Origin of the sequence: Kribbella shirazensis, assembly GCF_011761605.1 — a bacterium.
In the GTDB taxonomy this organism is placed as follows: domain Bacteria; phylum Actinomycetota; class Actinomycetes; order Propionibacteriales; family Kribbellaceae; genus Kribbella; species Kribbella shirazensis.
The window spans coordinates 973,054-993,664 of record NZ_JAASRO010000001.1 but is presented as its reverse complement, the minus strand read 5'-3'; the positions used below and the strand labels follow the sequence as shown (position 1 = coordinate 993,664).

The window sequence follows — 20,611 nt, the reverse complement described above, 5'->3', positions numbered from 1 at the left end:
GACGCACCGATCCATAACTGTTGACGCCACTGCCGAGGTTTTGGTTGCAGCCAATTCCTCAACAGTTCTTCGACGTTGGTGTTCTTCCGCAGGGTGGGGCGGCATCAGTCGCGCTGATCCAGAACACGCATACGACGCGGCCGAACAGCCCCCGGTTCCCCGCCAGACCTCCGCATGAAATCATGCGGCCACGGTGGAGCGCAGGGGAACTTGCTGCCTTTGCAGCATCCTGCCGTAACGGTCTGATGACGTTGTCAAAAGCTCAATCAGATAAGTCAAAACGGGCTGAATCAGTGGCCCGACCGCTTGCGCCCGAGGTACTTGGAAGGGTAATGCAGGCTCGGGTCGTCCGGCGATACGGTGGTCCTGTGACGGCTCCGCAGTACCCCCGCCTGATAGCCACCGATCTCGACGGCACCCTCGTCCGCAGTGACGGAACCGTGTCCGCCCGGACGCGTACCGCGGTGCTCGCGGCCCAGCGTGCCGGAAGTGTTTTCGTGATGGTCACCGCCCGGCCACCTCGCTGGCTGCACGACTTCGAGGACCTGGTCGGTGACCACGGTGTCGCGATCGTTGCCAACGGCGCCATTCTGTACGACGTCCTGCGCCGTAAGGCGATCCGCACCCGGTTGATCGAGCCCGCGATCGCACTCGAGGTCGCGGTGGCGATCCGGAGCGCGATTCCCGACGTGCAGTTCGCCATCGAGCGACCGGATCGCTACGGACAGGAACCGGTCTACCTGAACCGCTGGCCGAAACCCGACGACACCCTGGTCGCGGCCGTCGAGGTCCTGCTCGCGGAGCCGGCCGCGAAGTTGCTGGTCCGGCATCCGAGCATGCAGTCCGACGAGCTGCTGGCGCTGGTGAACCCGTTGGTGGGCCAACGAGTTACTGCCAGCCACAGCGGAGGTCACGGTTTGGTCGAGATTTCCGCCAGCGGCGTCTCGAAGGCCGCGATGCTCGCCGATTTCGCCGCAGAGCAAGGGATCTCGGCTGCTGAGACGATCGCCTTCGGTGACTCGGTCAACGATCTCCCGATGCTCGCCTGGGCCGGGACGTCGTACGGCGTGGCGAACGCGCACCCCGAAGTTCTCGCCATGGTGGACAGGGCGGCCCCCACAAACGACGAGGACGGCGTCGCCGCCGTCCTCGAAGAGTTCTTACAGTCTTTGAAATAAGGCGTTACAGGTACATCCCGCCGCTACCCGGGCCGTCGGTGTTGCCGGCCTGTGGCGCGCCGGGGAAGGCGGGGTGTTCCTCGCCCTGCAGTTGCTGCCCGCCCGGCAGCGCGCGCCGCATCTGCTCGAGCTGCTGGCGTGCGGCCATCTGCTGCGCGAACAACGCGGTCTGGATGCCGTGGAACAAGCCTTCCAGCCAGCCCACCAGCTGGGCCTGCGCGATCCGCAACTCGGCCTCGGTCGGCGTGCTGTCGTCGGTGAAGTCGAGGCTGAGCCGCTCCAGCTCCTCGACCAGCTCCGGCGCCAGGCCGCTCTCCAGCTCCTTGATGGACGCCTCGTGGATCGACCGCAGGCGCGCCCGGGAGGCCTCGTCGAGCGGCGCCGACTTCACCTCTTCCAGCAACTGCCGGATCATGTTCGCGACCCGCATGACCTTGGCCGGCTGTTCCACCAGCTCGGTCACCGAACGCGGTTCGTCGTCCTGCTCGTCGTTGTCGGAGCGCGGCGGTCCCTCGACGGCCATGCCGTCCGGTCCGACGATCAGCACTTTGCCGTCCTCGGTCCGCGCCCCGGCCATCGGAACTTCCTGGCCCTCGCTGCTGCTCTCGGTCATCTGCCCATCCTAGTTGGGGGTTCTCTCGCAGTACCCGACGGGCGTTCTACGAAGCACGCGCCCGATGACGGCGTACGGCGTCGCGGTTGGCGCAGGCCGGGCTGCAGTAGCGCTGGCGGCCGGTGCGGGAGAGGTCGGCGTACACGTTGTCGCAGCCCTCGGTGGCGCAGCGTCCGAGCCTGGTGATGCCGCGTCCGGCCAGGTGCAGCGCCGTACCGGTGCTGATCAGCGTCGCGACCAGCCGCCCGACCGGGACGTCGTCAGGGCGGTAGTGCATGTGCCAGCCGTCGCCGGCGTGGTTGGTGAGCCGCGGATGCTCGGTGTACTTCGCCAGCATCGCGTTCACCAGGTCGACGCGGCTCTGCTCGTCCCGCGCGTCGACGACCTGCAGCCACTCGTCGAGCGCCGTACGGACGGCCGCCAGGTCCGCGGCGGTGACGTGCCGGTCACGCACCAGGCGGCTCTCGACACCGCTCTCCTCGCACCGCTCGGCCAGCTCGTCCGGCGTGGTCGCGGGCCGCGTGACCAGGTTGACCGCGAGCAGGACGGCGTCCGCGCCGTAAGGGTTGAGATGCATAATGCCATTACATCACGATGGATCCATGACAGACATCCACCGGCATCGCTGGGCCGCCGTCTCCAGTCATCAGGTCAGCGAGGGCCTGGTCGTGTACCAGCGGTGCGCCTGCGGCCAGTGGCGCGTCACGAGCACACCGCCGTACCCCGTCGCGTATCCCGAGATCGCGCTGGTCGATACGGCTGACCATCGGTAGCCGCGACCGCGTGAACAGCCGCGCCAGGTAGTCCTGCCCGTCATTGTTGTGCAAGGCAACCGTCTGGCCGTCACTCGGAAGGACGTCAGTCCTCGCGGGTCAGGCGGCGGACCAGGCGCGCGGTGACCGCGTTCACGTCGTACGGCCGTCCGGTGCCGGGGGTGAGCTGGTCGAGGACCAGGCCGTCGATCGCGAAGTGCAGCAGGCGGATCTCCTCGGCGCCGCCGGGCAGGCCGGCGTTGGCGTTGAAGGCGACGTCCGCGTCGAAGCCCTGCCGGAGCGTGCGCGACAGGATCTCGTGCAGACCGGGGCGGCGAGCCGCTTCGAGGCGGAGCTCGAGCAGGGCGAGGGTGAGCTCGGGGCGGCCAAGAAGGCGTTCGACGATGTAGTGGACGTAGTCGGTCATCAGGTCCAGACCGGGCTCGCGTTCGGCGAGGGGTTCGAGGACGGCCTCGTCCGGGGCCAGTCGCTCGAAGATCCGCTCGCCCAGCGCGCCGAGCAGCGCGTCGCGGGTCTTGAAGTAGTTGGACGCCGTACCGGCCGGGAGTCCGGCGGCGGCATCGACGGCGCGGTGGGTCAGCCCGCGCGCGCCTGCCTCCGCGAGCACGGCGAGGCCGGCGTCGGCCAGTTGGGTACGGCGTTCCGGATTCCGGGGCATGTTGACAGGCTAGCAGAGTTCCACTACAACTGTCGTACACAACAACGACAGCTGTAGTAGTCAGGAGAACGTATGCAACCCGCGGCATTCGGCGCGACCGTCGTCACCGACAAGCCTTCGGAGGTCGCCGCCTTCTACACGCAGTACCTCGACCTGCAGGTCGGGATCGATCTCGGCTGGTTCATCACGGTCCGGCGCGGTACGGCGGACTGGGAGCTCGCGATCTGCGAGCGCGGCCATCCGACCGTCCCGGCGGCGGTGTCGGCGCACACCGAGAGCACGAACGTCTTCGGATTCGTCGTGGACGACGCGGACAAGATCGCGGCGGCGTTGCGCGAGGGACGGGTGGAGCTGGAGGGCGAGCCGGTGACCGAGCCGTTCGGCCAGCGGCACTTCTTCGTCCGGGACCCTGCCGGGACCTGGATCGACGTCATCCAACTGGTCGAGCCCGACCCGGAATGGGCCGCGGCCAACCTCCCGACGACGTCATGATCCGGCTCAGAGGGTGAGGAGGACCTTGCCGAGCTGGGTGGACTGCTCGAGGGTCTGGTGCGCCTTGGCGACCTCGGCCAGCGGGAAGGTGGAGTGCACGACGGGGCGGACCTTCTTCTCGGCGACCAGCGGCCAGACGTGGCCGACCACCTCGTCGATGATCCGGCCCTTGTCCGCCACCGACCGGAACCGCAGGCCGGTGGCGATCACCGAACCGCGCCTGCTGAGCAGGCGGCCGAGGTCCAGTTCGCCCTTCGCGCCGCCCTGCATCCCGATCACCACGAGCCGCCCGTCGTACGCGAGCGACTTCACGTTGTCGGGCAGGTACTTCGCGCCCATGATGTCGAGGATCACGTCGGCGCCGGCGCCCTTGGTGGCCTCGTTGACCACGGACGCCCACTCGGCTTCCTTGTAGTTGATCGCGACGTCCGCGCCGAGCCGGGTGCAGAACGCCATCTTCTCCTTGCTGCCGACCGTGGTCAGCACCCGCGCGCCGTGCGCGACGGCGAGCTGGATCGCCATCGTGCCGATCCCGGACGAGCCGCCGTGCACGAGCAGCGTCTCGCCGGCCTTGAGGTGTGCGGACATGAAGACGTTGGACCAGACGGTCGCCACGACCTCGGGCAGTGCGGCCGCGCTGACCAGGTCGAGGCCGTCCGGGACCGGCATCACCTGCGGTGCGGGTACGGCGACCTTCTCGGCGTACCCGCCGCCGGCGAGCAGCGCGCAGCACTCGTCGCCGACGGACCAGCCCCCGACCTCGGAGCCGACCGCGGAGATCCGGCCGGACACCTCGAGCCCGATGGTGCCGGGCGCGCCGGGCGGCGGTGGGTAGAAGCCCTGCCGCTGGAGCAGGTCGGCACGGTTGACCCCCGCGGCGACGACGTCGATCACGACCTCGTCGACCGCCGGTTGCGGGTCCGGGATCTCGCCGATCCCGAGAACGTCGATTCCGCCGGCACCATCACACACGACAGCTCGCATGCTCCCCAACCTACCGTCAGCCGTCGACCAGTCCGGCCATGTCTCGCGCGATGCTGTCGAGGTGAGTGGCCTCGCCTATCGAACTGAACCAGTCCCATAGTTCGAGTGCGTGATAGAGCCGGTACAGCGCGATCCGGCCGGCGGGCAGGGGGCCGTAGCCGGCCGTGAGTCCGGCCAGTTTCTCGTCGTTGTCCCGGACCGAGTAGGCGATCGTCTTCGCGACGTCCAGGAGTGGATCGGCCGCGATCGCGTTCTCGACGTCGATGAAGCCGTTGACGCGCCAGGTCGCCGGATCCACGAGGATGTTGCCTTCGTGGAAGTCGTTGTGGCACAGCACCGGTGCCGTGTTGTCCGCGAACAGGCCCGCGTGCTGGTCGACGTACCCGGCGATCTTCGCGTGCAGTTTCGGGTCCCCGCCAAGCTGCTCGAACTCGTGCAGCTTCTTCGTGAACTGCCGGCGCATGTACTGGTCGTTGTCCGGCAGCGGGTCGAGGATCTGGTCGGTCAGGTACCCGTACTCCGGTTGCGCGGTCCGGTGGATCCGCCGCAGCAGCTCACCGAGCTGGGCGTACGTCGTGCGCCAGTCGGGCGGCTCGAGCTCGGACAGCGGGACGCCGTCGAGCTTGGTGAGAATCGTGAAGCCGTCGCCGACGTGCAGCACCCGCGGGACGGAGCCACCGACCTCTGGTTCCAGCATCCCGTAGACGTGGACTTCCTTGGCCTGTTTCCAACGCCACTCCGGCGCGTAAGCCTTCACGATCACGGGATCCGCGGACGTCTGTACCTCGTGGACAGCGCTCAGCTGTCCGCCGGTCCGCACGGTTGTCTCGCCGACCTCGACTCCCAGGGCATTCCTGACCAGCTGCGCGACATCCACGCGTCGAACCTATGGGCGGCGTCCAATGAATTAGTCGTCCAGATCCGACCAGGTGTCGACGTCGTCGCCGGCGCGGGTCGGCTCGGTCCAGTCCAGGTCGAGTCCGGCGAGGGTACGGCGTACCGACTTGTCCCGTGGGTCGCCGACCTGCTCGATCGCCGCGGCCAAGGCGGTACGCCGGTACGCGGCCGCGAGCTGCTGCTCCCGGCCGTCGGTGTCGCGCAGCCCGTATCCGTCGCGTTCGTCGAGCCCCTCGACGAGCGTCGCCACGTCGGCTTCGGTAATCCACGGCAGGTCGCAGCTCAGCACCACGACGACCGGCGCCACCCCGTGCTGAAGTCCGGCAGCCAGGCCGGCCACCGGTCCACCTGACGGCGGGTCCTCCACGGTCCAGTTGACCTCGCGGTACGTCGTACGCACCGGCCCGACCACCACGGTCGATGCAGCTCCTGCTGTCGCGGTCAGTACCCGGTCCAGCAACGACACCCCGTCCAGTACCAGCATCGCCTTGTCCACGCCGCCGAACCGGGTGGACCCACCCCCTGCTAACACCACCGCGTCGAACTCCACGTCTGCAGTCTCGCAGCCTCGGGGTCGCGGCCATGCGTTCTACGGGGTTCCGCGCGGGTTCTGCGGCACCATGGGCGTATGAGGATCGCCGTGGTGCAGACCGCCAGCAGCTACGACAAGGGCGCCAACCGGGAGTTGGTCACCCGCCTGGTCGCTGAGGCGGCGCAGGACCGGCCGGACGTCGTCGTACTCCCGGAAGCGATGATGTCCGACTTCGCGGTCGAGGGTGAGTCGGTGGCGGAGGCGGCCGAGGCGCTGGACGGTGAGTTCGTCTCGACGCTCCGGAAGGCTGCCGTCGAGCATGGTGTGGCCGTCGTCGCCGGCATGTTCGAGCGCAGCTGCGACCAGCACCGGCCGTACAACACCCTCCTGGCGGTCGGCGCGGACGGCGTACTGCTGGGCGCCTATCGCAAGATCCACCTGTACGACGCGTTCGGCTACAAGGAGTCGGACCAGCTGACCGCCGGCGACGTGGCGCCCGTGGTGATCCAGATCGGCGACCAGACGATCGGCCTGATGACCTGCTACGACCTGCGGTTCCCGGAGCTGTCCCGGGCGCTGGTCGATGCTGGGGCAGAGGTGCTGGTTGTTCCGGCGGCCTGGGTTCGCGGACCGCTCAAGGAGCACCACTGGACCACACTGCTGACAGCACGCGCGGTCGAGAACACCTGCTACGTCGCAGCGGCCGCTCAGAACGGAAAGAAGTACTGCGGCCTCAGCCAGGTCATTGACCCGCAGGGGGTTGCCTTGGCCTCGGCGGGTGAGTCAGACGGACATGTGGTCGCCACGATCTCAGCTGAGCGCCTGGCCGACGTACGCAAGCGGAACCCGTCCCTGCAGAATCGCAGGTACTCCGTGACGCCCCGCTGACCAGTGCGCGGAGTCACGGTCAGTTGACCAGTGCGCGGACCGGCGGGTCCGGAAAACTCGCTGACCCGTTAGCCTCCTGAGCGTGCTGGATGGCTTTGATCTGGAGCATCACGGTGATCTCGAGGTCGGTGAGGGGCTCGTCGACCTCGCCGTCAACGTTCGCGCGGGCACTCCGCCGCCCTGGTTGCTCGAGGCGATCACCGCGAGCCTGACCGATCTCGCGGCGTACCCACGGCAGGACGCCGCGGTCGCCGCGGTCGCGCGCCGGCACGGGGTCGCGGCGGACCGGGTGCTGCTGACTGCCGGGGCCGCGGAGGCGTTCGTGCTGATCGCGCGGGCGTTCCGGCCGCGCCATCCGGTGGTGGTTCATCCACAGTTCACCGAGCCGGAGGCGGCGCTGCGGTCGGCGGGGCACCTGGTCGACCGGGTGATCCTGCGACCTGAGGACGGGTTCGTGCTGGACCCGTCCGCCGTACCCGCCGATGCGGATCTTGTGGTGATCGGCAATCCCACCAATCCGACGTCGGTGCTGCATCGCGCGGACGATCTGCGTGAGTTGGCGCGGCCCGATCGGATCCTGGTCGTCGACGAGGCGTTCATGGACGCGGTCCCCGGTGAGTCCGAGACGCTCGCCGGTGCGTCGATCCCGGGGCTGGTGGTGGTGCGGAGCCTGACCAAGACGTGGGGGCTGGCCGGGCTGCGGGTCGGGTACGTCCTGGCGGGTGCGGGGCTGATCGAGCAACTGGCCGCGGTGCAGCCGCACTGGCCGGTGTCCACTCCTGCACTTGCGGCGGCGATTGCCTGCAGCAACGAGCGTGCAGTCGAGGAAGCGGCCCAGGCCGCGCTCGACATCGAACGTCAGCGTGTCCATCTGATTGACAACGTCGGTCGGGTAAGCGGCGTTTCGATGTACGGCGTTGCGCGCGCGCCGTTCGTCCTGGTTCGGGTTCCGGGGGCCGCGCAGGTGCGGGAATCCCTGCGTCTACAGGGATTCGCGGTACGGCGTGGGGACACGTTCCCAGGCCTCGGACCGGACTGGCTGCGGATCGCCGTACGGCCGGAAGACGTCACCGACGGCTTCGTGAAGGTGCTGTCCGACGTGCTGCATTGACAGGCTTCTCAGGCCTGCCGCGTAATCGAGTCGGCGCTGTAACGCGGCGAGGGTTTAGCCGAGGTCCACTTTGCGCACAAGATGACCAGGTGCCCGCTTGGTAGGTCCTGGGCAACTTTCTGGCCGTTCGCGAAGGGAGCAGCACAATGGGTCTCAACGATGACGACATGAACACCTCGTCCGAAGGTGGCGAAGGGCTGGCCGACGGAGGCGCCACTCAGGGCGCGACCGACGGTGGTGCCGACGGCGGCGCCGGCAACGGAGGCTCGGGCGGCGGCTACTCGAGCGAAGGCAACGAGTCGTCCGGCGGCTACGGCGAGGGCGGGCAGACGGCTTCCCCGGGCGGCGGGTACGGCGGGGAGTCCTCGGACGGTGGTGCTGACGGCGGCGCCGATGGTGGTGCCGGTTCCGGTGAAGGCCCGGCCGACGGCGGGGCGTCGCAGGGCGCCCAGGACGGCGGCGCTGACGGTGGCGCCGGCGGCTACGGCTCGGAAGGTGGCTCCGGTGGCGGCGGCGAGGGGCCTGCTGACGGTGGTGCTTCGCAGGGCGCGCAGGACGGCGGCGCCGATGGTGGCGCAGGTGGGTACGGCTCGGAAGGTGGCTCCGAAGGTGGCGGTTCCGAAGGTGGTTCCGAGGGGAACTCCGGGAGCTGGTGACCACCGTGCCGGACGCCGGGCCGCTCGACCGTCCACCCTTGTCGGCGGACGGTGCTGAACTGTTGCGAGACGAGCGCCCGGCGCTCCGGCGCTGTGTGGCAGGGGACCTGGACGAGTTCGCCAACTCCTACTGGGGTTCGCGGGCGTTGCTGTCCCACGGTCCGGATCTACCTGCGCCGTACGACGATCTGTTCAGCCTCGACGCTGTGGACGAGCTGCTGTCCCGCCGCGGGCTGCGTACGCCGTTCCTCCGGATCGCCAAGAACGGGGCTGTCGTGGGCGACAGTCAGTTCACCGGACCGGCCGGTGTCGGCGCGGAAATCGCGGACCAGGTGCGCGACGACAAGGTGGCTGCGCTGTTCGCCGGCGGGCACACCGTCGTACTGCAGGCGCTGCATCGGACCTGGCCGGCTCTGGTCGACTTCTCGACGCAGTTGGCCGCGGATGCTGGTCATCCGGTGCAGATCAACGCGTACATCACTCCTGCCGAGTCGCAGGGGTTCTCGGCGCACTACGACGTACATGACGTGTTCGTCCTGCAGGTGGCCGGCGAGAAGCACTGGACTGTTCACGAACCGGTCCACGTCGATCCGCTTCGCAACCAGCCATGGACGGACCACGCGCATGCTGTCGAAGCAGCTGCGCGTGACAAGGCGCCGGTGGTCGACGAGGTACTGCGGCCCGGTGATGCGCTGTACGTGCCGCGTGGATTCCTGCACTCGGCCAAGGCGCTAGGTGGCGTCAGCGCGCACCTGACTATCGGGCTGCACACCATGACGCGCTTCTTGCTCGTGCAGGAGTTGGCCGCACTGGCCGCCGACCAGGCCTCGTTGCGGACTGCTCTGCCTCTCGGCTTCGATCCTGGCGACCCGGAGCAGTTGGCTCAGGTACTGCCGGAGGTGGTCGAGCTCTTCACGCAGGAGCTCCGCACGGCAACCCCGGACGCACTGGCCGCCCGCCTCCGCCGCCGTACCTGGTCCAGCAACCGCCCAGCACCACTACCCCCGCTGGCGCATGCGGCCTCTATCGCATCGCTGGCCGTCGGTACGACGGTCCGCCTCCGCGCCGGCCTCCGCTGCCGGGTAGTCCCCGGCGATCCGGTCGTCCTTCAGCTCCCCGACCGAACCATCACGTTCCCGCCCAGCACGACTGCCGCAGTCACCGAACTCACCTCAGGTCGCGACTGCAAGGTAGGCAACCTTCCCGACCTGGACCCCGCAGACCAACTGGTCCTGGTCCGCCGTCTCCTCACCGAAGCAGTACTTGTCACCTCCTCCTAGTAGCCGCGGCAACCTGATGCCGGAAGCGGTCGGCGGGTGGGCGGTAGGCGCAGGTTCCGGCGATCGTAGGGTGAGGTGTTGTGGGCGGCGGCGAGGGTAGGTATCGGCCGGAGAACGGCTGTGCGGTGCAGGCTGACCTTCGGCGTGACTCGCTGATCGCCACCGCCCCACCCGCTGAACGGTGGCTGCTCATCGAGTCCTACTCGGCCTGGCCGCGGCAGGCGCTCACCTCACTCGGAGCAGAGCTCGGCGAGGCGGTCTCGCGCACCTGCCGACACTTGGGGATCCGTCCGGTTCTGGTACGGCGGTACGGGCGAGTGGATCGGTCTCGTGGTCGGCGCTGGGGCATGGTCGACTGTGGTCCGGGACGCGAGCTCGCGCGCTGGGGTCAGCTCCCGACGGACGAGCACCTGCTCGACGTCCTCGCCGGCAACGACCCAGGGACTGTCACCAACGAACCCGTCTATCTCGTCTGCACGCACGGGCGTCACGACGCGTGCTGCGCCGTACGGGGCCGACCCGTCGCCGCGGTGCTCGCCGCTGCGTATCCGGAACAGACCTGGGAGTGCAGCCATATCGGCGGCGATCGCTTCGCGGCGAACGTTGTGGTACTGCCGCACGGACTGTTCTACGGGCACGTCCCACCGGCCCGCGCCGTCGAGCTCGCGAGGCAGTACGACGAGGGTGCCGTCGTACCCGATCTCCTCCGTGGATCAGGTGCGTTCGTTCCGCCTGTCCAAGCCGCCCAGCATTTCGCCCGCGCCGCCGGTCACTCACCCGCGGTCGGCAACCTCCTTCCCCGCTCCGTCCAGGAACTCTCCGCCAACCGCTGGCGGATCCTCCTCGCATCCACCAACGGCCCGATCACCGTCGAGGTCTCAGCTCACCTCGACACCGTCGACGCCCGCCTGACCTGCGCAGGTTCCTCCCCTGCCCAGGTCCGCCGCTTCGAACTCGACAGCCTGACCTCCGCCTGACAGGTTCAGGCTGGGTCCGCCGGGCGGTCCGAGCGGTGGGAGCCGTAATACTCCGACTGCCGCGCCATCATGTCGCGCATGGAAGTGCCGCGAGGCACGCCGTACACCGTGCCGGGAAAGTCCAGCTCGCGTTGGACCTGCCACAGCTCCTCGTGCCGGTCCGGGGCGAAGAGTTGGGCCGGGTCGCCGGCGGCGATCCATCCGATCGGGAGGACCGCGCCTGCTTCCAGTCGCGAGTTCACATGCAGCACGCTGTTGATCCGGAGCTCCGCGCCTGCGCCGGCGACGGAACCGGGGAACAACGCGGCGCCCGTGGCGATGAAGACCTCGTCCTCGACCGTGGCGCCGTTGACGTGTGCATGGGGACCTACCAGGACCGCGTCGCCGATCAGTGCGGGATGATCCGCCCGGCCGCGCACCAAGGCGTTCTCCATCACGACACTGTTCTCGCCGAGCCGGACCTCGCCGTTCTCCGCGGTCAGCACCGCACCGTGCAGCACTCTGCTGCCTTCGCCGAGGACGACGGCGCCGCAGAGCACGGCCGATGGGGCGACATACGCGGATTCGGGCACGACCGGTCGACGGCCGCGGTGTTCCATGAGCATCTGTCGGTGTCCTCTCCTAGCCTGATCACCTCGCTCCGTCCTGCCTACCCGATCGTGTGCGGACTCTCCACAGCCCGGGTCCTCACAACCCGGGCGGCGGTGTCCTCCGGGCCGTCCACGTCGGAGGTGGGAGGCTCGGTCCGTCGGACAATCCGGGGTGGAGAACCGCGAACTGAGCCAACATTAGAACAGATGTTCGATCAGCCGCAACGCATCCTGACAAGTCAGCGAACCGCGCGATCAGATCCGCTGGGAGCTCAGCCGCGGCGCCACCCGGGCCACCACGTACATCGTCAGACTGGCGATCAGCGCGAGGACCGCGAGCACCACCCAAGGCAGTTCGTGACGCACCTCGAAGAGTTGCGCGAAGAACCCCGGCGCCAGGATGCTCGAGAAGGTGAACGAGTACTGCCAGTACGACAGGTACTTCCCGCGCCCGACCTGCGGCGCGATCGCCGCGGACAGTGCGTTGTTGGTCGCAGCATGCAGTACGTCGGCAAACGCGTAGCACACCGTAGCCAGCACCAGCGCCGGCACGACCCACCCACCCGGGATGTGCACCTGCAGCGCCATTAGCAACGCCCAGGCCGCATAGGTGATCCCAGCGACCACCATGACGTTCGTACGCCGCCGTCGCTCGGTGTGCCGTACTACGAGCGTCTGGCCAGTCGCCAGCACGACGGACGTTGCCGCGATCAGTACGCCGACCAGCCACTTGGGCACGGTCAGCGCTTCCGTGACATAAACCGGTACGCCAACGCCGAGCATCATCGTGCAGAGCGCCAGCAACGTGTTGGCACCGATCAGCACCAAGAACGTCCCGTCCTTGCGCAGCAACGGCGCCGGACCACTGTCCTGTTTCGCGCGCTCGTGGTGTGACGGATGCAGCCGGAGGAGCAGTAGGCCGGCGAAGTAGAACGACACCGCGTTGAGCCCCATCGCGATCAGCAGCGGTGCGTCGCCACCGATCGCGAGCAGCCAGCCGGCCACCAGCGCTCCCAGTGCCAGACCGCCGGCCTGCATCATCCCGCCGAGACCGAACCACTTGTCCCGTTCACCCTCGTCGGCGACGTCCGCGAGCAGACTGAAGATGGCCGACCAGAACACGCGCTGCCCGGTCGCCATCACCAGTGCGCACAGGAACAGCAACCAGCCTGACCGCCCGAAGAAGAAGCCGGTGTACGCCAGGCCCTGTGCGAACTGCGCGGCCACCACGATGTTCCGCGGCCCGACGCGATCGATCACCACGCCCACCGCGGCCGGCGCGGCGATCGAGAACAGCGCCGCGACGGTCAGCATCACGCCGGCTGTCCCGAGCGGGATGTCGGCGACCTTGTTGAAGAACAGCAACAGCAGCGGGCCCGCGCAGCCGCCGCCGAACGAGTCGATCGCCAGCCCGGCCAGCAGTGGCACCCGCCCGCGAACGTTCGGGAGACCGAGTGATGTGGCTGCGGGCATGACGAAGCGCTCCCATCGGGCTGTTGGCGGCTGGCGAACACTAGCAAGCGCTCGCCAGGCCGTTCCAACCATTTCAGTCCGTTGCGGACACCCGTCGTACCGTGACATGCCGCAGGGGATGCCAGGCGACCACCGTCATCATCACCATCCCCACGAAGGCGATCGCGAACGGTGCAGCGAGGCCGAACCGTTGCGCCAGTACGCCGCCAAGCGCGGAGCCGACCGCAGCACCGCCTACTGAGGCCAGCAGGTACACACTGTTCACTCTGCCCATCAGACTGTCCGGTGTGGCCAGTTGACGCGTTGTGGTCGAGACGATGCCCCACACCACAGCGTGGACGCCGAACACGGCCATGGTCGCACCGGCGACCCACGGGTTCCTGGTGAGCGCGAGGATGAGGTGGACAGTCGTCTCGATGACCAGCCCTGCGCGGAGGAGCGTCACCGAACCGACCCGCGGTTCGAGGAAGTGGTACGTCGGCATGCCGAGCACACCGCCCACGGCGCCGACCGACACGAGCAGACCGAACTGCGTCTCGGTCAGACCGAGCCTCTCGCGAGCGAAGAGTACCCAGGTCGCGAAGGCAGCACAGAACGTGATGTTCATGACCAGAATCGACAGGGCCAGTGTCCGCACGCCGGAGTGGCTCCAGAGCCATCGGACTCCCTCACGCACCTCGTGCCACATGGCTGCACGGGTGGACCCGTCCGGCAGTGGCGGACGTACTGCGACGCGCGCGATCAGTACCGCTGCAGCGGCGAAGGTGACGGCGTCGAAGACCAGTGGGATGCCCGCGCCCGCAGCGAACAGCAACGCACCCAGCGGCGGACCACCCAGTTGCTGGAGCACAGTGCCGCTGGCGAACAGCCGTGCGTTGGCCTTGCCCAGATGGTTCTTCGATACGGCGCTGACGAGCAGCGCACCGGAGGCGTTGTCTGCAAGCGTTTCCGCCGTACCGAGGAGGAACAGCGCGATGTAGACAGCCCACAGCGGTGACGTGTCGAGCAGTACGGCGACACCGAGCGCACCGAGCACGATCGCCCGAAAGATGTCAGCGGCAACGATCATCAGCCGGCGGTCGAGACGATCGACCAGCACGCCACTGAACAGGGCGAACAGCAGCCACGGCAACTGCTGGACGAACGCGGCGGCACCCACGGCCGCCGGTTCCGTCGTGATCGAGGCAACGAGCAACGGCCCGGCGGCGAGCAGCGCCCCGTCTCCGAGGTTCGAGATGATCGCGGCCGGGAAGATCTTGCGGAAATCAGGTCCGAGTTCGGACGGAACGACGTACGCGGCAAGCGAACGCATAGGGACTCCAGAGGGCATGACGAAGTGACGGGACACCGGCCCCGCGGCCGGCGGTTCGTCCGGTCAGCAACTCAGCGTGCTGACCGGACGGTGTGCGCCATGTCCTGGAACGACCGAGACATTGCTCTCACCTCCGTCCATGCCCGCGACGACGACTTCGCCGCTGCGCAGACCTTACCGGCCCCTCCGGGCCCCCGCACACCGTTTCCACCCACCCGACCTGCGCTATCCTCGACCCTCGGCGGCAACCGCCAGGAGGGTTCGCATAGCGGCCGAGTGCGCTGGTCTTGAAAACCGGTATGGCGGGTGACCGTCATCGTGGGTTCGAATCCCACACCCTCCGCTGAAACGGCCCCGAAAGTGGCCCTGACCTGCGGAACACCTCACAACATGCCAGTTGGGTGCTGCTCAGAGACGCATGTGATCCCCGCGCTAGGAGGCTTCGCCTGGGCGGCGCGCTAAGTGCTCTGCGCGGTCCGCCTGCTCGATGAGCTCGGCGGCGAGGGCGCGGGCTACTTCGGCCGTTAGGCGAAGCCACAGCGACACGTCGGCCGCTTCCGGACTAGGCCGGCCTTCGATTTCTAGTGCAACTAGTGGCACGGATGGTCCATTTACGCCGCGCGCTCCGGCGTTGCGGACTCCGGCCTGAACGTCGAATCCTGTCACCTGCAGGTCAGGCAGACCCTCGTTGGCCATGCACTGAGATTAGCGCCATATACCCGGGCTGGCTGAAGCCCGCCGACTAACGGACGCTCGCCAGGCGCGACTCCGCACCGGAGAAGCTGCCCACTCTTCGGGCAGCACCGCCGATCTGTGCCGGCGACAGCTCCGAGCCGATGGCGGTGATCTTCCTCTGTCGATGGGTACCGGGGCCACAAGCAACGACCCACATCGGAGGCAGCGACCAAATGTCAGGGGCAACATCGAGCAACAGTGGGCAGGAGTGGACCGACGACAAGGTGCACCAACTGCGGACCCTGGCCGAGGGCAATACGCCGGTCGGCGTGATGAACATCAAGACAGTGTCCAGAGCGGCGGTTTACTGAACCGTGCCGTATGTGTGCAGTGCTGTCGACCGTCGGATCTCAGCGGTCTGCGTTTTTGCAGGTCAGCGCGACCATGGGCGTTCCGAGTACCTTGGCCTTGAAAACCGGCAGGGCGGGTGACCGTCCTCGTGGGTTCGAATCCCACCCTCCGCCGAGTTCGTGAGAATTTCTGCCGATGGCCTGTCGGATCCGGAGTGAGGCGTTCGTAGTAGGGGTGACGGGCGGCCGGAGAAAGGCCGCCGGAGTGACAGGAAGGCCTGGCGCCATGCGGAAACTGATCTACGGCATGAACCTCTCCCTGGACGGCTACATCGCCGCGCCCGGCGGCGACATCGGCTGGGGCGTCCCGAGCGACGAGCTGTTTCAGTGGTGGCTCGACCAGGAGCTGGCGATCGGGCTGATCCTGTACGGGCGCAGGCTGTGGGAGGCGATGAGTTCCAACTGGCCGACCGGCGACCAGCAGCCCGACGCCACCCCGGCGCAGATCGAGTTCGCGCGCAACTGGCGGGACACGCCGAAGGTGGTGTTCTCCTCGACGATCGACAAGGTCGACTGGAACACCCGCCTGGTCACCGGCGACGCCGTAGCGGAGATCACCCGGCTCAAGGCCGGCGACGGCGAGCCGATGAGGGTCGGTGGCGCCACGCTCGCTGGGGCGGCCATGCGGGCCGGGCTGGTCGACGAGTACGAGATCGTCACCCATCCGGTGCTGGTGGGCGGCGGCAGACCGTTCTTCCCTGCGCTGGACAGCTGGGTGAACCTGAACCTGCTGGAAACGCGAACGTTCCCCGGCGGCGTGGCCCTGACCAGGTACGAGACGAGGCGTTGAACGCGATCAGAGGAGAGCTGCGGCGAACTGGTCGTGATGATCGCTCCACCAGCGGCGCCGGCGGTCGTACTTCTCGATGCCTCCCGTCCGGTTCATCCTCGCGACGGCGTTCGGGCCGCCCGCAGCGATGCTGCGCCGCGCGGCTGCTTCGATGCGGGCGAGGGCATCGTTGACGGCGGTGAGCAGTTCTGCCCGGCCGTCCCGGTCCAGTCCGTAGGCGTCGGCGACGAGTCGTAACCGTGCCGGCCGGTCGGCGGGCCGCCAGCCGATCCGGTCCTGGTCGAAGTCGTCCTCGATCGGTACACAGAGGCGGGCGAGCTGGGCGAGATCGTAGACGGGGCGGCCAGGGGCGGCGAACTCGAAGTCGAGCAGCGCAACCGCGATGCCGTCACGGAAGACGACGTTCGAGAGCTCCACGTCGTTGTGGCACACCAATGTCCCGCCCGCAGGGTCAGCCAGGCCGTCGTTCCAGGTGAGACCCTGAGGGCCGAACTCGCGAGCGGCGTCGTGCAGCCCGCGCAGCAGCCTGGCGATGGACGCCAGCGCGGTGTCGGACTGGCTCCAGTCCGGACAGGGCGCCACCGGGACGTCGCCGTCGATGAACACGAGGCGCTCGCGTCCGTCGTCGTCGATTCCGACTGGTGTCGGGGCGCCGTCGAATCCGGCGTCTTTCACCGCCCGCAGGAAGGCGTGAATCGAACCCGAGTGCGGATTCGAGGGGCGCAGCACATGCGGACCTACGCGGACGACTTGGCCCGCGTTCGCGATCCCACCATCGAGCTGCTGCTCCGACATACCCCCACCACCTTGACAGGTGTCATCATCGGCGCACGAGAGCGGCGGCTTCCTGTCTGACGAGAAGGCCGCCGAGTTCGCCAAGGTTCTCAGGCCCGGCACGGCCTTCTCGCCAACGCCGACGTCGCGCAGCAAGCTCTGAGCGTGCGTAGGTGCCTACGGCTACTTGCTGCCCGCAGCAATGGTGTCGAGGTCGCGGGTGGCGAAGCGGTAGTGCTCCCAGTGCTCCTCCAGGATCACGCGCAGGCAGGATCTGGTGGTCTCGGGGTGGGGGCCGTGCGGGTTCTTGCGAGGGGTGTCCAGCTCGGCCGGGGTGACGGTGGCCAGGAAGTCGCGGACCATGGCGACGCGGCCGACGCGGGCTTCGAGAACCTCGGAGTACGCCGGCTCGTCCCCGGCTGACGTGGCGCCGTAGCTCAGGCCGAGAGGATGCAGCGGCTGATCGAGGACTGCGCGGCCCAGCCACAGGTCCGTGGCGTGCACCAGGTGCCGCAGGGTCTGCGCGAACGACCACTCGCCGTCCACCGACACGTCGACGGTGCCTTCCGGCATGGCCGCGACGCGGTCGAGCGCCGCCGCCCAGGTGCGTTCGACCGCGGCCCAGGCCGCGCGCAGGCCGTCCGGGTCCTGCGCGCGCCGGGCCGCGCGTCCCGGGAACCGTCGGTTGAGCTCCTCCTCGACGTAGCCCGCCACCTCGACACCGTTCACCTTCAGACTGCCTCCGACCTCGGTCACCCACGGTGCGTCGATGTCTGCGGCCTGGAGGTCGATCCCGCGCATCACCACCCCGGACAGATCGGACTCCACGAACCGAGCACCCCGCAGGTTCACACCCACGAACTCGGCCCCCTTCAGGTCGTCGGACTCCCCGAACCTCGCCATGCCAGCTCCTTCAGTAGACGTCGGCGCCGAGCCTAGCGGTGACCTAGGACACAAAAGTCGTGCGCTCGCGGGACGGCCCGTGGTGAGGTCGAGGGGACAGACCGAGCGCGGCGGAAGGAACTGGGTGTGGACGTCCTGAGTGCGGCGGAACGTGTGGGGTTTGCGGAGCGGGACCGGGAGCGGTTCGTGGGCTGGGGCACCGGGCCACAGCTCCCGGAGAACGCCGAGGAGCTGATGGAGTACTGCGGCGTGGCCGAGGCAGATCGTCGCGAGATGCTCGCGGCGCGCCCCGACCCGGACAGGGACCCGGAGTGGTGGGCGATCACGTCAGCGATGGCAGGCGAGGTCGAGCAGGAGCTGGGACGCCCGATACCGCCTACTGGCTTCCGGGGTTGGCCGGCAGTGCCACGGGACACGTCAGCGGTTGGGCTGTTCGCAGGAGCCTGGGCGTTGCTGGCCAGTCTGCCGAGGTTGCGCGAGCTGCACTCGGAGCGCGGCGTACCGGAGTCGGTGACCGTCGCAACCGTCGCGGCGCTCGGCGGTGTGATGCAGACGCACCGGCACCTCTTCGGTCGTGCTGGTGTCGGACTGATGCCGTTGTGGAGTCCACCGCTCAGGTTCCGGGGCACCGACTACGAGATCGGGCGCCACGCGTTCACTCGTACCGAGTTGGGCATGGGCGACGGGGTCTCCGGGCATGTGCTTTCGATGCACATCCCGCCGATCGGACCGCTCGACGCACAGCAGTCAGAGGAGTCGGTCGCTACCGCAGTCGAGTCCTTCCGGCGCTGGTACCCGGAGGAGCCGATCGCAGGGCTCGTCTGTCACTCCTGGCTGCTGGATCCGCAGCTGGCCGAGTACCTGCGGCCAGAGTCCAACATCATCCGTTTCCAGAGTCGCTTCGACCTGCTGCCGTTGCTGCCACCGGACGACCCCACTGAGGGCGACCGCGAGCTGATGCGCCTGGGCCTGCACCTCGCAGTACCTCCTCACCCACTCACCGAGGAGGACCTCGCAGCCGTTCCCCAGGACACCACCTTGCGGCGCGCATTCGTCAGTCACCTGCGTGCTGGGCGGCACTGGTACCTGCGGACAGGCATGCTGAAGGGATGGAGCTGACGATTCCGGTAGGGCAGGACGCAGTCTGGGCTGAGCATCTGGCTGGTGGTGGAGTGCCGATCGTGCTGCTGCACCCAGCGATCGGCGACTCCCGGGTGTGGGATCCGGTGCTGCCTGGGCTCAGCGGGCGACGGGTGCTTCGGTACGACGTCCGCGGGTACGGGCGCTCCCAGCTCCCAACAGCGGAGTTCTCACTGCTGGAGGACCTGGAGACAATGCTGAACCAGCTGGAGCTGGAGCGGGTCCTACTGGTCGGCTGCTCGATGGGTGGAGGTACGGCGCTCAGCTTCGCGCTGGCTCATCCGGAACGAGTACAGGGGCTGGTCTTGTTGTGTCCTGGTGCACCCGGCTTCCCGATGCCCGACGAGCCCGAGCTGGATGCGGAGTACGACGGACTCGTGGCCAAGCGGGATGTGGACGGTCTGGTGCAGTTCTGCCTTCGGCTGTGGGTCGGAGCAGGCTCTGATGACGCTGCGATCGCTCAGGTCCGTGCTGCCGTTCCGGCGTGGTTCGACCAGGACGAGTACCTGGAGGCGGGCCAGCCTGTCTACGACCGGCTGCATGAGATCCAGGTGCCGTCAGTCGTCATGGTCGGTGACAAGGACCGCCCGGTCGCCGTAGCGGTGGCGAGCGCGACGGCCGCACGGATCCCCGGCTGCGAGTTCATCTGGATGCCCGGTACGGACCACTTCCCGAGTCTCCGGGAACCGCAGCTGGTCACCGACACCATCCTGCGGTTCGCGGGAGACTACGACGCCGGGTAGGACAGATGCTGGTGGATCAGCTTCCAGCCGTCGCCGGTACGGCGGAACACGCGGGTGGCGCGAGACGTCGTCTCGGTCCCGTCGGCGGTGATGTGGTCGACGGACCAGGCGACGGCCAGATCGCCCGCTGATTCGACAGCCGGGTCGGGCACGGTGAAGGTGATCGTGCCCGGAGCGGTGGCGAGACCGGCGGCGCAGACCTCGCGCACGGCGGGCTTACCGACGTAGTTGCCGTCGATCTCGTACGAGACGACGTCCTCGGCGATGGGCTCCATCAAGGCGTCCAGGTCGCGCGCGGCCGTGTCGGTGCCCCACCGGTCGAGGATCGCCGTGATCGCGGGAGCCGCCGGCTCGTCGTCGTGCGGGAACGAGTGGTGCTCGTGCGTGACCGTCCACCGGCCGTCGACCTTGCGGAGGCCGATCGTGAGGCGCAGCAGCCGTTCGGGGTTGTCGTCGGCGTTTCGGCAGTGCAGCAGCGCGAAGGCGAACGCGACGTCGGAGCCCGCTGTCACCTCCAGCGACTCCAGGGCGAACGACGCACCCGACTTCTGCCACTCGAAGAACCCGGGCCAGGTGTCGCGGTACGCGTCCAGACCGCGCACACCGTCGTACGGCGGGGGCACGTCGAACATCACCAGGTCCCGTGCGTGATCCGCCAGTACCGTGTCCAGATCGCCCGCGTGCACCGCGGTGACCCAGTTCTCGATCAGGGTGCGGATCGCCTGCTCGTCAGTCATGTCTCTCCTCGGGAAGGTCGTCTCT

24 protein-coding genes and 1 tRNA gene are annotated in these 20,611 nt (G+C 68.3%); 13 read left to right on the top strand and 12 right to left on the bottom strand.

Going from position 1 to position 20,611, the window contains the following annotated elements:
- The first annotated feature begins 368 nt into the window (after window positions 1–368).
- A complete protein-coding gene (locus BJY22_RS04855) occupies window positions 369–1,178 on the top strand; it encodes an HAD family hydrolase (RefSeq protein ID WP_337758195.1) in 810 nt (269 codons plus the stop codon).
- 4 nt (window positions 1,179–1,182) lie between these two features.
- Here BJY22_RS04855 and BJY22_RS04850 read toward each other — a convergent pair whose 3' ends face one another.
- Both BJY22_RS04850 and BJY22_RS04845 read right to left on the bottom strand, forming a co-directional pair.
- Window positions 1,183–1,791, bottom strand: a complete 609-nt coding sequence (locus tag BJY22_RS04850) for a proteasome activator (protein ID WP_202890995.1) — start codon at window positions 1,789–1,791, stop codon at window positions 1,183–1,185.
- A 46-nt stretch (window positions 1,792–1,837) separates the two neighbouring features.
- Window positions 1,838–2,368, bottom strand: a complete 531-nt coding sequence (locus BJY22_RS04845) for a CGNR zinc finger domain-containing protein (RefSeq protein WP_167203954.1) — start codon at window positions 2,366–2,368, stop codon at window positions 1,838–1,840.
- A 25-nt stretch (window positions 2,369–2,393) separates the two neighbouring features.
- Here BJY22_RS04845 and BJY22_RS04840 point away from each other — a divergent pair, with 25 nt between their 5' ends.
- Window positions 2,394–2,564, top strand: coding sequence for a hypothetical protein (locus BJY22_RS04840; protein WP_167203953.1), 171 nt, complete (start codon window positions 2,394–2,396; stop codon window positions 2,562–2,564).
- Between the two features lie 85 nt (window positions 2,565–2,649).
- On the opposite strand, the gene BJY22_RS04835 is transcribed toward BJY22_RS04840, so the two are convergent.
- Window positions 2,650–3,222 carry a TetR/AcrR family transcriptional regulator gene (locus BJY22_RS04835; protein WP_167203952.1) on the bottom strand — a complete coding sequence of 191 codons (573 nt, stop codon included), beginning with the start codon at window positions 3,220–3,222 and terminating at the stop codon, window positions 2,650–2,652.
- Window positions 3,223–3,294: 72 nt separating this feature from the next.
- On the opposite strand from BJY22_RS04835, the gene BJY22_RS04830 reads away from it, so the two are divergent.
- A complete protein-coding gene (locus BJY22_RS04830) occupies window positions 3,295–3,714 on the top strand; it encodes a VOC family protein (protein WP_167203951.1) in 420 nt (139 codons plus the stop codon).
- Window positions 3,715–3,720: 6 nt separating this feature from the next.
- Here BJY22_RS04830 and BJY22_RS04825 read toward each other — a convergent pair whose 3' ends face one another.
- The 3 genes from BJY22_RS04825 to mobA are packed head-to-tail and all read right to left on the bottom strand — an operon-like array spanning window position 3,721 to window position 6,145.
- Window positions 3,721–4,698, bottom strand: coding sequence for an NAD(P)H-quinone oxidoreductase (locus tag BJY22_RS04825; protein ID WP_167203950.1), 978 nt, complete (start codon window positions 4,696–4,698; stop codon window positions 3,721–3,723).
- A gap of 16 nt (window positions 4,699–4,714) precedes the next feature.
- Complete coding sequence (locus BJY22_RS04820; RefSeq protein WP_337758193.1) at window positions 4,715–5,575, bottom strand: phosphotransferase family protein; 861 nt, start codon at window positions 5,573–5,575, stop codon at window positions 4,715–4,717.
- 30 nt (window positions 5,576–5,605) lie between these two features.
- Entirely contained in the window at window positions 5,606–6,145 is a 540-nt protein-coding gene (mobA, locus tag BJY22_RS04815) for an NTP transferase domain-containing protein (RefSeq protein ID WP_167203949.1), read from the bottom strand.
- A gap of 78 nt (window positions 6,146–6,223) precedes the next feature.
- Here mobA and BJY22_RS04810 point away from each other — a divergent pair, with 78 nt between their 5' ends.
- The 5 genes from BJY22_RS04810 (at window position 6,224) to BJY22_RS04790 (ending at window position 11,039) form a co-directional block, all read left to right on the top strand.
- Window positions 6,224–7,015, top strand: a complete 792-nt coding sequence (locus BJY22_RS04810; RefSeq protein ID WP_167203948.1) for a carbon-nitrogen hydrolase family protein — start codon at window positions 6,224–6,226, stop codon at window positions 7,013–7,015.
- Window positions 7,016–7,097: 82 nt separating this feature from the next.
- Complete coding sequence (gene cobC, locus BJY22_RS04805) at window positions 7,098–8,126, top strand: Rv2231c family histidinol phosphate aminotransferase CobC (protein ID WP_337758191.1); 1,029 nt, start codon at window positions 7,098–7,100, stop codon at window positions 8,124–8,126.
- 146 nt (window positions 8,127–8,272) lie between these two features.
- The gene (locus BJY22_RS04800) at window positions 8,273–8,782 is read left to right on the top strand and encodes a BatC protein (RefSeq protein WP_167203947.1); all 510 of its coding nucleotides are present in this window, start codon (window positions 8,273–8,275) and stop codon (window positions 8,780–8,782) included.
- Window positions 8,779–10,062: a cupin domain-containing protein gene (locus tag BJY22_RS04795; protein WP_337758189.1), complete on the top strand. Its 1,284-nt coding sequence runs from the start codon at window positions 8,779–8,781 to the stop codon at window positions 10,060–10,062. The genes BJY22_RS04800 and BJY22_RS04795 overlap by 4 nt, the downstream gene beginning before the upstream one ends.
- A 125-nt stretch (window positions 10,063–10,187) precedes the next feature.
- Window positions 10,188–11,039, top strand: a complete 852-nt coding sequence (locus tag BJY22_RS04790; RefSeq protein WP_167203946.1) for a sucrase ferredoxin — start codon at window positions 10,188–10,190, stop codon at window positions 11,037–11,039.
- A gap of 5 nt (window positions 11,040–11,044) precedes the next feature.
- On the opposite strand, the gene BJY22_RS04785 is transcribed toward BJY22_RS04790, so the two are convergent.
- The 3 genes from BJY22_RS04785 to BJY22_RS04775 all read right to left on the bottom strand — a co-directional run bounded on the left by BJY22_RS04785 (window position 11,045) and on the right by BJY22_RS04775 (window position 14,414).
- Window positions 11,045–11,644 (bottom strand): gamma carbonic anhydrase family protein, encoded by a 600-nt coding sequence (locus BJY22_RS04785; RefSeq protein WP_167203945.1) that lies wholly within the window; start codon window positions 11,642–11,644, stop codon window positions 11,045–11,047.
- Window positions 11,645–11,884: 240 nt separating this feature from the next.
- Window positions 11,885–13,102: an MFS transporter gene (locus BJY22_RS04780; RefSeq protein ID WP_167203944.1), complete on the bottom strand. Its 1,218-nt coding sequence runs from the start codon at window positions 13,100–13,102 to the stop codon at window positions 11,885–11,887.
- A 73-nt stretch (window positions 13,103–13,175) separates the two neighbouring features.
- Window positions 13,176–14,414, bottom strand: coding sequence for an MFS transporter (locus tag BJY22_RS04775; protein WP_167203943.1), 1,239 nt, complete (start codon window positions 14,412–14,414; stop codon window positions 13,176–13,178).
- A gap of 254 nt (window positions 14,415–14,668) precedes the next feature.
- Here BJY22_RS04775 and BJY22_RS04770 point away from each other — a divergent pair.
- The 3 genes from BJY22_RS04770 (at window position 14,669) to BJY22_RS04760 (ending at window position 16,289) form a co-directional block, all read left to right on the top strand.
- Window positions 14,669–14,757, top strand: a tRNA-Ser gene (locus BJY22_RS04770).
- 565 nt (window positions 14,758–15,322) lie between these two features.
- The gene (locus BJY22_RS04765) at window positions 15,323–15,460 is read left to right on the top strand and encodes a hypothetical protein (protein ID WP_167203942.1); all 138 of its coding nucleotides are present in this window, start codon (window positions 15,323–15,325) and stop codon (window positions 15,458–15,460) included.
- 265 nt (window positions 15,461–15,725) lie between these two features.
- A complete protein-coding gene (locus tag BJY22_RS04760) occupies window positions 15,726–16,289 on the top strand; it encodes a dihydrofolate reductase family protein (protein WP_167203941.1) in 564 nt (187 codons plus the stop codon).
- Window positions 16,290–16,295: 6 nt separating this feature from the next.
- On the opposite strand, the gene BJY22_RS04755 is transcribed toward BJY22_RS04760, so the two are convergent.
- Window positions 16,296–17,219, bottom strand: a complete 924-nt coding sequence (locus BJY22_RS04755) for a phosphotransferase (RefSeq protein ID WP_167203940.1) — start codon at window positions 17,217–17,219, stop codon at window positions 16,296–16,298.
- Between the two features lie 27 nt (window positions 17,220–17,246).
- Window positions 17,247–17,966, bottom strand: a complete 720-nt coding sequence (locus BJY22_RS04750; protein WP_167203939.1) for a DinB family protein — start codon at window positions 17,964–17,966, stop codon at window positions 17,247–17,249.
- 126 nt (window positions 17,967–18,092) lie between these two features.
- On the opposite strand from BJY22_RS04750, the gene BJY22_RS04745 reads away from it, so the two are divergent.
- The gene (locus BJY22_RS04745) at window positions 18,093–19,085 is read left to right on the top strand and encodes an acyltransferase domain-containing protein (RefSeq protein ID WP_167203938.1); all 993 of its coding nucleotides are present in this window, start codon (window positions 18,093–18,095) and stop codon (window positions 19,083–19,085) included.
- Window positions 19,076–19,849 carry an alpha/beta fold hydrolase gene (locus BJY22_RS04740; RefSeq protein WP_167203937.1) on the top strand — a complete coding sequence of 258 codons (774 nt, stop codon included), beginning with the start codon at window positions 19,076–19,078 and terminating at the stop codon, window positions 19,847–19,849. Before BJY22_RS04745 ends, BJY22_RS04740 begins: the two co-directional genes overlap by 10 nt.
- Here BJY22_RS04740 and BJY22_RS04735 read toward each other — a convergent pair.
- Window positions 19,834–20,586, bottom strand: coding sequence for a YybH family protein (locus BJY22_RS04735; RefSeq protein WP_167203936.1), 753 nt, complete (start codon window positions 20,584–20,586; stop codon window positions 19,834–19,836). The two genes, BJY22_RS04740 and BJY22_RS04735, sit on opposite strands and share 16 nt — an antisense overlap.
- Window positions 20,587–20,611 lie beyond the last annotated feature (25 nt).

Bases quoted from the DNA above. Each gene is read 5' to 3' on its own strand.
- BJY22_RS04850 (WP_202890995.1), bottom strand. From the start codon at position 1,791: ATGACCGAGAGCAGCAGCGAGGGCCAGGAAGTTCCGATGGCCGGGGCG.
- BJY22_RS04845 (WP_167203954.1), bottom strand. From the start codon at position 2,368: ATGCATCTCAACCCTTACGGCGCGGACGCCGTCCTGCTCGCGGTCAAC.
- BJY22_RS04840 (WP_167203953.1), top strand. From the start codon at position 2,394: ATGACAGACATCCACCGGCATCGCTGGGCCGCCGTCTCCAGTCATCAG.
- BJY22_RS04835 (WP_167203952.1), bottom strand. From the start codon at position 3,222: ATGCCCCGGAATCCGGAACGCCGTACCCAACTGGCCGACGCCGGCCTC.
- BJY22_RS04830 (WP_167203951.1), top strand. From the start codon at position 3,295: ATGCAACCCGCGGCATTCGGCGCGACCGTCGTCACCGACAAGCCTTCG.
- BJY22_RS04825 (WP_167203950.1), bottom strand. From the start codon at position 4,698: ATGCGAGCTGTCGTGTGTGATGGTGCCGGCGGAATCGACGTTCTCGGG.
- BJY22_RS04810 (WP_167203948.1), top strand. From the start codon at position 6,224: ATGAGGATCGCCGTGGTGCAGACCGCCAGCAGCTACGACAAGGGCGCC.
- BJY22_RS04800 (WP_167203947.1), top strand. From the start codon at position 8,273: ATGGGTCTCAACGATGACGACATGAACACCTCGTCCGAAGGTGGCGAA.
- BJY22_RS04785 (WP_167203945.1), bottom strand. From the start codon at position 11,644: ATGCTCATGGAACACCGCGGCCGTCGACCGGTCGTGCCCGAATCCGCG.
- BJY22_RS04780 (WP_167203944.1), bottom strand. From the start codon at position 13,102: ATGCCCGCAGCCACATCACTCGGTCTCCCGAACGTTCGCGGGCGGGTG.
- BJY22_RS04775 (WP_167203943.1), bottom strand. From the start codon at position 14,414: ATGCGTTCGCTTGCCGCGTACGTCGTTCCGTCCGAACTCGGACCTGAT.
- BJY22_RS04765 (WP_167203942.1), top strand. From the start codon at position 15,323: ATGTCAGGGGCAACATCGAGCAACAGTGGGCAGGAGTGGACCGACGAC.
- BJY22_RS04760 (WP_167203941.1), top strand. From the start codon at position 15,726: ATGCGGAAACTGATCTACGGCATGAACCTCTCCCTGGACGGCTACATC.
- BJY22_RS04750 (WP_167203939.1), bottom strand. From the start codon at position 17,966: ATGGCGAGGTTCGGGGAGTCCGACGACCTGAAGGGGGCCGAGTTCGTG.
- BJY22_RS04740 (WP_167203937.1), top strand. From the start codon at position 19,076: ATGGAGCTGACGATTCCGGTAGGGCAGGACGCAGTCTGGGCTGAGCAT.
- BJY22_RS04735 (WP_167203936.1), bottom strand. From the start codon at position 20,586: ATGACTGACGAGCAGGCGATCCGCACCCTGATCGAGAACTGGGTCACC.